The 12133-nt window shown below is 64.0% G+C and carries 9 protein-coding genes and 1 pseudogene; 8 read left to right on the top strand and 2 right to left on the bottom strand.

Annotated features, from left to right (window positions below; genetic code table 11):
* Position 1 precedes the first annotated feature (1 nt).
* The 3 genes and pseudogenes from AC1DEK_RS13020 (at position 2) to AC1DEK_RS13010 (ending at position 2234) form a co-directional block, all read left to right on the top strand.
* Entirely contained in the window at positions 2-1318 is a 1317-nt protein-coding gene (locus AC1DEK_RS13020; RefSeq protein ID WP_478125640.1) for a M16 family metallopeptidase, read from the top strand.
* 30 nt (positions 1319-1348) lie between these two features.
* Positions 1349-1622 (top strand): annotated as a pseudogene (locus tag AC1DEK_RS13015) (VOC family protein); the annotation flags it as partial.
* Between the two features lie 60 nt (positions 1623-1682).
* Positions 1683-2234 carry a GNAT family N-acetyltransferase gene (locus AC1DEK_RS13010; protein ID WP_478125639.1) on the top strand — a complete coding sequence of 184 codons (552 nt, stop codon included), beginning with the start codon at positions 1683-1685 and terminating at the stop codon, positions 2232-2234.
* A 67-nt stretch (positions 2235-2301) separates the two neighbouring features.
* Here the strand turns inward: AC1DEK_RS13010 and AC1DEK_RS13005 are convergent, their stop codons facing one another.
* Positions 2302-3009 carry a class I SAM-dependent methyltransferase gene (locus tag AC1DEK_RS13005; RefSeq protein ID WP_478125638.1) on the bottom strand — a complete coding sequence of 236 codons (708 nt, stop codon included), beginning with the start codon at positions 3007-3009 and terminating at the stop codon, positions 2302-2304.
* 1022 nt (positions 3010-4031) lie between these two features.
* On the bottom strand, positions 4032-4910 hold the full coding sequence (locus AC1DEK_RS13000) for an aldo/keto reductase family oxidoreductase (protein WP_478125637.1): 879 nt from the start codon (positions 4908-4910) through the stop codon (positions 4032-4034).
* Positions 4911-5025: 115 nt separating this feature from the next.
* Between AC1DEK_RS13000 and AC1DEK_RS12995 the strand changes: the two genes are divergently transcribed.
* From AC1DEK_RS12995 to AC1DEK_RS12975, 5 genes are all read left to right on the top strand, one after another.
* Complete coding sequence (locus AC1DEK_RS12995; protein ID WP_478125636.1) at positions 5026-5925, top strand: LysR substrate-binding domain-containing protein; 900 nt, start codon at positions 5026-5028, stop codon at positions 5923-5925.
* A gap of 1092 nt (positions 5926-7017) precedes the next feature.
* On the top strand, positions 7018-8358 hold the full coding sequence (locus AC1DEK_RS12990; protein ID WP_478125635.1) for a C4-dicarboxylate transporter DctA: 1341 nt from the start codon (positions 7018-7020) through the stop codon (positions 8356-8358).
* 6 nt (positions 8359-8364) lie between these two features.
* Entirely contained in the window at positions 8365-9081 is a 717-nt protein-coding gene (locus tag AC1DEK_RS12985; RefSeq protein ID WP_478125634.1) for a GntR family transcriptional regulator, read from the top strand.
* A gap of 178 nt (positions 9082-9259) precedes the next feature.
* Positions 9260-10342, top strand: coding sequence for an AI-2E family transporter (locus AC1DEK_RS12980; RefSeq protein WP_478125633.1), 1083 nt, complete (start codon positions 9260-9262; stop codon positions 10340-10342).
* A gap of 53 nt (positions 10343-10395) precedes the next feature.
* Positions 10396-12126, top strand: coding sequence for a peptidoglycan D,D-transpeptidase FtsI family protein (locus AC1DEK_RS12975; protein WP_478125632.1), 1731 nt, complete (start codon positions 10396-10398; stop codon positions 12124-12126).
* Positions 12127-12133 lie beyond the last annotated feature (7 nt).

Here is a 12133-nt window from a genome sequence, read left to right as displayed (position 1 = left end):
CATGGTCCGGCTGAACGCGGAGCGCACCACCACGGTCCTCCACACGCTTCCAAACGGGGTGAGGCTGCTCGCCATTCACATTCCCCATGTGCAGAGCGCGAGTGTGGGCGTGTTCCTGCGTGTCGGCTCCCGGGACGAGACGCAGGTCACCAACGGCATCGGGCATGTCCTGGAGCACATGGCGTTCAAGGGGACCACCACCCGCTCCGTTCAGGCCATCAACCTGGATGCGGAGCGGCTCGGAGCAGATGTCAACGCGTTCACTGGCAAGGACACCACCGGCTACTTCATGACCGGCCTGGGACGGCACGCGGAGCAGCTGCTGCGCATGACGGCAGACATCGTTTTGAACAGCACATTTCCCGAGAGTGAACTGCAGCGCGAGCTGGAAGTGATTCGCCAGGAGGCCATCGAGTACGAGGAGGATCCACAGGATTACTCCAACGAGTTGCTCGACCGCGCGATCTGGGGCGATGACCCAATGGGCATGCCTGTGATCGGCACCATCGGCAACATTGAAAGCTTTACAAGGCACGACCTGATCCGCCACGTGCAGTCCCACTACGTCGCGGAAAAGACCGTCGTCGCTGCGGCCGGGAATTTCGACGTCGACGCCTGGGTCGCGGTCGCAGGGGAACTCTTTGCAGCGATGCCCCCGTCGGCCGACCTACTCGTGTCGCGGCAGCCGGTGCCCGCGAAGTACATCGGTCATGCCATGGCCCGGCGCTTCACGCAGGTGTCGCAGGTGTTCCTGAACATTGCCTATCCGCTGGCGCCCGCGCTGCAGGAGGAGATGTCGCAGCAGCGCTGGCGCCTTGCGGCAACGCTTGCGGCCAACCTGTTTGGAGGCGGGATGTCGGCGCCCCTGGTTGACACAGTCCGTGAACAGCTCGGCCTGGCCTACACGGCGCATTCCACAATGGACAGCGGGGACGTCTGGGCCACCTTCGTGGTGCATGCGGTCAGTACCCCGGACAAGCTGGATGCGCTGATGACGGCGACGGGCGGCCTGCTGCGTGCGCAGGCCACCACCGTCGATCCGGTGCACCTGGAGCGGGCGAAGAATCAGTTGACCGTGTCCCGCGTGCGCGCAGAGGAGCGGACCTACGCAACGATGGAGCATGCCGTCGAAGAGCTCTTTGCCAGCGGGACCGTGACGCCGATGAGCGAAGCGATTGCGGTGATCGACGACATCGGAGCGGAAGAAGTGCGGGCGGTCTTCGAGCGGATGCTGGCCAACCCCCCGGCGCTGGCGATTACCGGCAAGGGCGCCAGCGCGCGAACCGTCCGGCAGCTTGCAGCGCGCCTGGCCGGCTGACGCCGTTAGCGGGTCCGCGAGAAGCCATAGGCCGGCTGGCACAGCACCGACGGGGCGCGCCCCTTCTTCGTTATCTGCAAGCCCTACGACGGACAGTTGCACCACCCTGGAAACGGGCAAATGGTCCTCCAGGGAGGCCGTCCGAGCGTCCTACCAAACCGCGTTGGACCATGGCGGAACCTGTGAGGGGCCGCCAGGCCTTCGCCCGCAGTACCACGACAACTACTACGGCGCGTACTTTCGCGACCCGGACGGGAACAAGCTGTGCGTCGCGTGTCATGCCCCGACGCTCGACGGTGCATGAAGCGTTACTCCCATGATGGACGGCAGTCGTCAACAACCAGACCTTCCGACGTAACCTCTCATGGACCAGACCTCCCCGGCATTTCCCGGCTTCATTGAGACCCCGCGCCTCGCGCTGCGCGCTCCGAAACTCTCAGACGCTGAGGGAATGTTCGCCTCGTACACCCAAGATGCGGACGTCGCGCGGTACATGGTTTGGCAACCGCATGCCTCGTTGGAGGCCACCTGCGATTTCATCACTGGCTGCGTTGCTCAGTGGAACGCCGGCTCGGCTTACCCGTACATCATCACCCTGAAGTCGAGCGGCGAACTCATCGGCATGCTCGAAGCTCGTCCAAGCGCCCAAATTGTCAATATTGGGTATGTGCTCGCACGCCAGCACTGGGGCCAAGGCTTGATGGTTGAAGCCATTCAGGCGCTTACAGCCCTGGCGCTTCATCTGCCAGCGGTGTTTCGCGTTGAAGCGACCTGCGATGTCGACAACCGCCCGTCCGCCCGGGCGTTGGAGAAAAGCGGCTTTCTATTGGAGGGGCGGCTCGCCCGCCACACGGTCCATCCGAACATCTCAGCTCAGCCCCGTGACTGCTTCATCTACGCCGCTTGCCGGCCGTAGCGACAGGCAGAATGCGGCCACAACCCGACGTTCCGGCACGCCTACCTCAGGCAGCTTCGTGTACCGATTAGGTGCACTTGAAGGCAATCCATGCGCTCCAGAAAAGGCTTGAGAAGAACCGAAGCGGGCGGTCAAATCCTGATGTAGCAAGCTTCGCCTCCACTTCGGCCTCGGAGGCCGGGGGGACGGCACCCAGGCGAATCTTGGCAAGCTTTGCAGCAACCTCTTCCTCACTTGCGCCGGCCATGCGCCAGCGCCGGGCCCATGCCTCCAGAAACAAGGGCTGCGATTCATAGGCGCAACGATTGCACGCGACGATAAGCGGTGCGCCAGGATGGAGATGCGCGGCCAGGTCGCGCAGAAGCCTATCCTTCCCTTCATCGCTCGGAACATGGTGTAAGACCCCGATGAGTGTTGCGGCATCGAACTGGCGCGACATGGGCAGAGCGTCCATCGCGCCGCTGAACCGCTCGACCCGATTCGAAAGACCCGCTCGCTCCACGCGTCCCATCGCTTGCTCAAGCATCGGGACGGACGGGTCCACCGCAACGAAGGTCCACTGAGATTCCAGTTTGCCCATCGTGAGGAATTCCTGACCAGTCCCTCCGGCTCCGGCGACCAAAATGTGCTTTGGCTCGGACCCGAGAGACGCCGACAAGAGGCATGCAGAAAGGTCGTGGCAGGCGTCGTAGCCGGCGAGTGCAATGCGGCTTTGTGTCTCGTACTCTGCGGCTCGCGAATGGTCGAATTTGGCGGTAGGGTCTGCTGTGGTCATAGGACAGCATTCTGTCCAGCGTGTGCGAGCACCGAAAGCATCGTTCCAAGAGCGCCCACATCTAAAACCGAGAGGGGTGCGTCCGGCAGAATGCGGCCACAACCGGACCCTCGGCGCTGCCGCAGATGCGCCCAAAGCGGACATGCAACCAGCGAACGCGATGACTCTGACTGAATTTCTCAACTCGATCGGCTTCAAGCCCCATGCGTCGATCATGAACTCGTGGGACTCATTCAACGTGGCGGGCGACGTCATGATGCAACTGTGGTCCGAACCGGGACAGAGGGTACGCGACCATGCCCTTCCTAGTGCGTACCTGCGAGCGAACTGCTACGACGTCAAGGAGTTCGAGGAAAGTGGACACACCGTGCCGGTGGGGTATGCCGGGCGCCGTCGGGCAATCGCGGCGGTCGAGGCTGGAGCTCGAGGTTTGCGGCCATCTCGGCGGCACCGAATGGAGAGCGCGGGCCGGGATCCTGGGCGAAGCATGCCGACCTCAAGCGCGTATTCCCGATCCTCGCCCTCGAGCGCACCACCGAAGGCGACGTCTTCTTGATTCTTGGCGCCCCTATCCTGTCCACCGAAATCAAGGCCTAGAGCAGAGCACCCGCGTTGCCTCACAGCAAGCATCACGCAAGAACTTCCTAGCCGCGAGTGGCACGGCGCACATCATCCGTGGGCATATAGGCCTCACTGCTTTCGATGGATGGGCTCCGATATTGTTGGCATCAACTTTCTGCCCGTTGCGACAGGGATGCGCGCGTGGCTCGACACCGGCGACGGCCATTCGTGGCGCGTGCCATTCCGCATCTACGCCAAATGCTCGACATCTGATCGCCATCGATCAGACCGTCAAGAGGGTGTTGCGCCCACACTTACGGGCCTGGGCAGCAGTCCCGGAGTCAGCGTCTGGTTCTCCCACCCCGCCGGCCGCAGACGACCGCCGCGTGTCAGGCGACACGACAAACTGACCCCCGGGGGGTCAGGATTCCATGGAAATCAACAGTTCGAGGCACCCAGAGTCATCCGGCCCTGGCCGCAGCCACACGGTCCAAGGCTTCCATTACGTCGGCAGGCAACTCCAGCTTCGCTGCTGCCAGGTTCTCGCGCAGGTGCGCGACCGACCCGGTGCCGGGAATCAGCAGGATGTTGGGTGAGCGGCGCAGGAGCCAGGCCAGCGCCACCTGCATCGGCGTGGCGCCCAGGCGCTGCGCGACCTCGAAAAGCCCGGAGGACTGCAGCGGCGTGAAGCCGCCCAGCGGGAAGAAGGGAACGTACGGAATGCCGTCGCGCGCTAGGTCATCAATCAGCGCGTCGTCGTTGCGATGCACGAGGTTGTACTGGTTCTGCACGCAGGCGATACGGCAGATGCTGCGTCCCTGTGCGACCTGTGCGGAGGTGACGTTGCTCAGGCCGATGTGGCGCACGAGCCCTTGGTGCTGCAGATCGGCCAGCGCCGCCAGCGGCGCCTCGATCGATCCTTCGGCCGGGCCGTGCACATCGAACATGATGCGCAGGTTCACCACCTCCAGCACGTCCACCCCGAGGTTGCGCAGGTTGTCGTGCACCGCCTGCGTGAGCTCGGCGGCAGAGAACGCCGGCAGCCAGTCGCCCGTTTCGGAGCGTTTCGCGCCGATCTTGGTGACGATGACGAGGTCCTTCGCGTAGGGCGAGAGCGCCTCGCGGATGAGCTGGTTGGTGATGTGCGGGCCGTAGAAGTCGCTGGTATCGATGTGATCGACGCCGCTGGCAACCGCTTCGCGCAGCACGGCCAGTGCCGCCTCGCGATCCTTGGGCGGGCCGAACACGCCGGGGCCGGCGAGCTGCATGGCGCCGTAGCCGAGCCGATGGACGGTGCGATCGCCGAGGGTGAAAGTGCTGCGGGTCTGCGTGCTGGGCATGATGGCTTTCCTGGATGTCGTGTCGACGAAGAAGGTGTCGTGAAGCCAGTCTAGGCAGCGAGCTCGTGCTTGATAAGCCCTGATAATCGGCACGGGCTGTGCAGGATTCAGAACAATGAAAGTCGATCTCGGAGATCTCAACGCCTTCGTGGCGGTGGCGGGCGCCAAGGGCTTTCGGGACGGGGCGCGCCTGAGCGGTGGGAGCGCTTCGAGCTTGAGCGAGGCGGTGCGCCGGCTGGAAACGCAGCTCGGGGTACGTCTGCTGCATCGCACGACGCGCAGCGTGCGACCGACGGAAGCTGGCGAATGCCTGCTCGAGCGGCTGCGGCCTGCGCTCACCGAGGTCGAGGCGGCGCTCGATGTGGTGAACGGCTTTCGCGACCGGCCGGCGGGCACGCTCAAGCTCAATGTGCCGATCAGCGCCGCGCGACTCGTGCTTCCGTCGATCGTGCCGCCGTTTCTGGCCGCTTATCCGGGGATCTCGCTGGAGGTGATCGCGGAGGACGGTTTCGTCGATGTGCTGGCCGCTGGTTGCGATGCCGGTATTCGCTACGACGAGCGGCTCGAACAAGACATGGTCGCGGTGCCGATTGGCCCGCGCGTGCAGCGTTTCGCGGTGGCCGCAGCGCCTTCGTACTTGGACCGCCGCGGCAGGCCAGAGCATCCGCGCGACCTGCTCGGCCACGCCTGCCTGCGCGGGCGCTTCGCCAGCGGGTCGATGCCCCCTTGGGAGTTCGAGCGCGATGGCGAAGCCCTGCGCATCGACGTGACCGGCCAATTGATCGTTCGGATCGGCTCGGCCGCCGATCTCTCGGTCGATGCGGCCATCGCCGGTGCCGGTGTGATCTACCTGTTCGAGGACTGGCTGCGGCCCCATCTCGACAGCGGCGCCCTCGAGCCGATCCTGGAGCCTTGGTGGCTGCGTTTCTCTGGCCCCTTCCTCTACTACCCCGGCCGCCGGCTGCTGCCCGCGCCGTTGAGGGCCTTTGTGGACTTCATACAGCGTGAGGGCTGAGGGCGCGAGTCGTCGTCCAGGCACTGTGGGCTGAACCACAGGGATCCGCCACATGCCGTACAGTGCTTCGCGCGCACGAATTCCTCGTCGTTGAATTTCGTTCGCAAGCGTCGCGGAAATGGTCGCACGCAGCAACGGTCGAAGGGCCGGCAAGTCGCGCAGCGTCGGAGAGTCGCTGATCCTGCCGTGTCGAACCATCGCCGGAAGCAATGCCGAGATCATCACCTTCAGCCGCTTCGAACAAATGCGGTCGGAGACCTCCCAGAGGGCACCCAGAGCGTCGCGTACGTCTGCGCCATACCGGGCATGGGGATTGCGCTGCTTCGGCGGCTCAGCTGGCTTCGACAGCAGGCGGATCACATGCTTGCGGTGGTAGCCGGTGATCGCCGCAAACTCATCGAGGATCGAGCCCCGCTCTGCCCTGGGACTCGATCGATACCGGGCACCGACAACGTCGATTAGCTCCTTGCGTGTTGACATGCTCACTCGCCTCGTCACGTTGGGGTGCTCCGGCTGGACCATCCAGCAGGTAGCACATTACGTGAGGCTTGGAGCTGAGCTCATCTGGTAGCAGACCGGATGAGTCAATGCGGGGGTCAGTTCCTGATGTCGCTCGACACCGCGAGCTGACCCTCAGCGCGCGGGTTGCCAGTAGTGGGGGCTGATTTACGTTGCTCAAGATTGCCCACAGTTCGCACGCATGGGTCAAAGTCGTTGCCTCCATCTGGAGGACCGCTTCGGAGAAATCTGTACAGCCGCTTCAGGGCCCTGAACGGCTGTACAGCTTGCTCCGAAGCGGCTGTTCGTTTCCGCTCCAGAGGGTGGCTTCAGGCGGTCCGTTTGCAGCACGCGACACCCCGCCGCCCCTCCCCTGCACGCCATGAAGCTGGCGAATATGCCCTTCCGTCCCTAGGAGGCTGTTTGCGCATCTATTGGCTTGTTTGCGCATTTATTTACCTAGAACAACCGGTTTGAAGCAGCTGCAGGACCCGGGAATACCCGCAAACCAAAATCTCAAATCTTGCCTACATTGCTTGTATGCAAGACAGCGGACGCCTTGCATGCAAACCTACCCACCCTGGGAGACCTTCCATGCCCCGCTTCGCCAAATCCCTCTTCGGTCAGGTCGTCATTGCGCTGGTACTCGGCGTCGTGGCGGGACTCTTCTTTCCTGACTTCGCCGTCAAGCTCAAGCCCTTGGGCGACGGCTTCATCAAGCTGATCAAGATGATCATCCCCGTGCTGGTGTTCTGTGTCGTGGTGCACGGCATCTCCGGTGCGGGCGACCTGAAGCGCGTGGGACGCGTCGGCGTCAAGGCGCTCGTCTACTTTGAAGTGCTGACGACCATCGCGCTCGGGCTGGGGCTGCTGCTGGCCTTCATATTCAAGCCGGGCGTCGGCATGAATGTCGACCCGTCCAAGCTCGACGCCGCGGCCATGAGCGCCTACACCTCCACAGCCGACAAGCTCACCAGCGGCGGCACGGTCGAGTTCATCATGAAGCTGATCCCGACAACGGTGGTCAACGCCTTCGCGACGGGCGACGTGCTCCAGGTGCTGCTCTTCGCGGTGCTCTTCGGCTGCGCGCTTTCGCTGCTCGGCGAACGCGGCAGGCCGGTCTCTGCCGTGGTCGATGCCCTCTCGCTGGTGTTGTTCAAGATCATGGGCATCATCATCAAGCTGGCGCCGCTGGGCGTGCTGGGCGCTATAGCCTTCACGGTCGGACAGTACGGCATCGGCTCGCTCAAGCAGCTCGGCATGCTGGTCGCGCTGTTCTACGTCTCGGTGCTGATCTTCGTCTTTGTCGTGCTCGGGACCGTGATGCGCCTGTCGGGGTTCAGCCTTCTCAAGCTGCTGCGCTACCTGCGTGAAGAACTCACCATCGTCTTCGCGACCACCTCGTCAGACAGCGTGCTGCCGCAGATCATGGCCAAGCTGCGCAACATGGGCATTCGCGACTCGACCGTCGGCCTGGTGATCCCGACCGGCTATTCGTTCAATCTCGACGCCTTCTCGATCTACATCACGCTGGCCGCAGTCTTCATTGCGCAAGCAACCAACACGCCGATTTCGATGTCCGACCTGCTGACGATCCTCGCGATTGCGCTGGTCACGTCCAAGGGCGCGCACGGCGTGCCGGGTTCCGCGATCGTCGTACTGGCGGCCACGTTGCACGCGATTCCGGCGATTCCCGCCATCGGACTGGTGCTGGTGCTGTCGGTCGACTGGTTCATGGGGATCGCACGCGCGCTCGGCAATCTGGTGGGCAACTGCGTCGCGACCGTGGCGATTGCCGCGTGGGAAGGAGACATCGACCGCGAGCGCGCCCATGCGGTGCTCAACGGCACGCACTCGCTCGAGGACGAGCCGCTGGCCGAACCGCTCGTGCCCCAATCTCCCGAAGCGCCCGGCATCGTCCAGCCGGCACACTGAACAAAAATGGCCGACGTCACACCCACCACGATCGCCGAGCGCGTCGTCGAAGCCATCCTCGCGCAAAAGCTCGCGCCCGGCGATCGTCTCGGCGAGCAGGCGCTGGCGGAAAACTTCGGCGTCAGCCGCACCATGGTGCGCGAGGCGTTGATGCAGTTGCAGGCGCGGGGTTTCGTGGAGGTCCAATCGCGCAGAGGGTGGTTTGTCGTCGAACCCTCCGCCGAAGAGGCGCGAGACGCCTTTGCCGCACGCCGTATCGTCGAATCCGGCATCCTCGGCGAAGCGGGCCGCCCTCTGTCGAAAGTCATTCGCAAACTGCGCGAGCACATTGCCGACGAAAAGCGCGCCATCGCCGGTGCCGACGCCGCCACCCGCGCCTTCCTCCTCGCCGACTTCCACGTCTGCCTGGCCGACCAGATGGGCCACCGCCTCCTCTGCGATGTCCTCCGCGATCTCACCGCCCGAACCACCCTGGCCGCGACCCTCTTCCAGTCAAAGCACGAAGCCGCCCAATCGTGCGCCGAACACGCAGCCATCGTCGCCGCCCTCGAAGCCGGCGACACCCCCCGCGCCCGCCAACTGATGCTCGACCACATCGGCAACGTAGAAGAAGCCCTGCAAGTCGAAACCCCCGCCGACCCCTCCGCCGACGAGCGCCTCCGCGCCACCCTGGCCCCCATAGCCCTCCCCCGCCCCTCCCGCCAACGACCCGAAGTTCGGTGAACACCGCGGAACCGGCTTCGCCGGGCCGCCGGTGTTGCCCCCGGTAGGGGGTGTCTGGGGGCGAGCAACAGGAACACCGCGGAACTGGCTTTGCCAGGCCGCTGGTGTTGCCCCCTTCAGGGGGTTGGCGAAGCGACACGAAGTGCGCGCAGCCTGGGGGTAGACTTAAACCCCGCCTATGAACACCCCAGACCTCCAGCGCGGCACCTTTCTCTTCCTGCTGGCGATCGTCACGATTGCCTTCGGCTGGATCCTCCTCCCCTTCGCCGGTGCCGTCATGTGGAGCATCGCCCTGGCGATTCTCTTCACGCCCGTCTACAAGCGGCTCGTCAAGAAAATGCACGGCCGGCGCAATCTCGCGGCGCTCACCACGCTGTTGATGGCGATGGTCATCGTCATCATTCCGCTCGCGGCCGTCACGGCGTCCCTTGTGCAGGAGGTGTCGATCGTCTCGGTCAAGGTCCGCTCCGGCGACATCAAGTTCAGCAGCTATTTCCAGCAGGTGGTGGGCGCATTGCCGCGCTGGGCGCTCGACCTTCTCGACCGCTTCGGGCTGAACAACGTCGAAGGCCTCTTCAGCCGCATTTCCGATTCCGCCATGAAGGGGAGCCAGACGATCGCGACGAACGCGCTCGCCGTCGGACAGAACACCTTCGAATTCGTCGTGAGCTTCGGCCTGATGCTCTATCTGCTCTTCTTCATGCTGCGCGACGGCAGCGACCTGTCGAAGACCGTGCGCGGCTCGCTGCCGCTTGCAAAGCCCCACACGCACTATCTGCTCAACAAATTCACGACGGTCATCCGCGCAACGATCAAGGGCAACGTCGCCGTCGCCGCAGCCCAGGGCCTCATCGGCGGTGTCGCTTTTTCGTTCCTGGGCGTGCAGGGCGCCTTGCTCTGGGGCGCGCTGATGGCCTTCCTTTCTTTGCTGCCGGCAGTCGGCGCCGCGCTGATCTGGGCGCCGGTCGCCATCTACTTCCTCGCCGTCGGAGCGATTGCCAAGGCATTGGGATTGATCTTCATCGGCGTCTTCGTGATCGGCCTGGTCGACAACATCCTGCGACCGGTGCTCGTGGGCAAGGACACTCAGATGCCCGACTACATCGTGCTGATGTCCACCATCGGCGGCCTTTCGATCTTTGGCATCAACGGCTTCGTGATCGGACCCGTGATTGCGGCGCTGTTCATGGCGGCGTGGGATCTTTTCGCGTCGTCGAAGAGCGAAGAGGACGATGAGAACGGGCCTCCCCTGAAACCCTGAGCATTTCGCGCGCAACGTCAGAACCCATCGGCACCCATCGGAATCCACCGTCAATGAATCGAACCGGACGCAGCGTCCAATACGCAACCAGTCCCCTCCTCGCGAGCAAAACCCCCGTCTGGCGCAGCAAACTGATCGTGGCCGCGATCGCTTTCGGCTTTCTCGTACTGGCCGCGCGCGCGTTCTACGTGGAAGTGATCGGCAACGAGTTCTTCCAGCACCAGGGTGAAGTGCGCTTCGCCCGGACGCTTGAACTGCCCGCCAATCGCGGCCGCATTCTGGACCGCAACGGAGTCATCCTGGCGTCCGACATTCCGGCGCCCAGCATCTGGGCGATTCCCGAAGACGTCGACCCCGCCGATCCAGCCACGCAGCCGAAGATGAAGAAACTGGCCGAGCTGCTCGGAATTCCACTGGCCGAACTCACGCGCAAGCTGAACGCGGACGACAAGAGCTTCGTCTGGCTCAAGCGCCAAGTGGACGACACCGTCGCCAAGCAGATTGCAGGGCTCGACATCAAAGGCATCTACCAGCGGCGGGAGTACAAGCGCCAATACCCCGAGGGCGAAGCTGCGGCGCATGTGGCGGGCTTTACCAATATCGAGGATGTCGGCCAGGAAGGCGTTGAGCTCGCCTTCGACAAGCAACTTGCCGGCAAGTCCGGCTCGCGCCGCGTGATCAAGAACCGCCTGGGCGCAGTGGTCGAGGACGTCGGCGAACAGGTGCCGCCCATCGAAGGCCATGACATTCAGCTCAGCCTGGACGACCGGATCCAGGCGGTCGCCTACGAAAAGCTGCGCGACGCCGTGACCGCGAACAAGGCCAGAGCAGGCAGCGCCGTCGTGGTCGACGCCAACACCGGCGAACTGCTCGCGATGGCCAACTACCCGAGCTTCGACCCCAACGACCGGCACAGCCTCAACGGCGAGCAGCTGCGCAATCGCGCGATGACCGACGTGTTCGAACCCGGCTCGACGATGAAGCCCATCACCGTCGCCACGGCGCTGCAACTCGGCCGCGTCACGCCGCAGACGATCATCGACACCAATCCGGGCCGGATCACCGTGTCTGGCGCGACCATCCACGACGACGAGAACTTCGGCGTCCTGACAGTCGAAGGCGTGATCCAGAAATCGAGCAACGTCGGTGCGACCAAGATTTCGCAGCGCATGACGCCCAAGGAAATGTGGGATTCGTTCACCTCGCTCGGATTCGGGCAAAAGCCGCAAACGGTATTCCCCGGCGCAGTGACCGGGCGCCTGCGGCCTTACAAGTCGTGGCGGCCCATCGAGCAGGCGACCATGTCCTATGGCTACGGGTTGTCGGCCTCGCTCTTTCAGATCGCCCATGCCTACACGGCGTTCGCCAATGGCGGCAAGGTCATTCCGATCACGATGCTCAAGTCCGACGAACCGCCGGTCGGCGTGCCGGTGTTCTCATCACTGGTCGCAAGCCAGGTGCGCAAGATGATGCACATGGCCGCCGCGCCCGGAGGCACCGCGCCACTCGCGCAGACCGAAGGCTATTCGGTCGGCGGCAAGACCGGCACCGCCCACAAACAGGTGGGCAAGGGCTACGCCAGCAACAAGTACCGCGCCTGGTACACCGGCATGTCGCCGATCGACAAGCCACGCGTCATCGTCGCGGTGATGATCGACGAACCCAGCGCGGGCAAGTACTTCGGCGGGCTCGTGGCCGCGCCGGTGTTCAGCCAGGTGGTGCAGCAGACCTTGCGGATTCTGAATGTGCTGCCGGATCTTCCGGTCGCGTCGCAGGCACATTGACGCATCG

It is taken from the genome of Variovorax sp. 10N420 (assembly GCF_056394705.1).
This window is presented reverse-complemented; position numbering and strand designations above follow the sequence as displayed.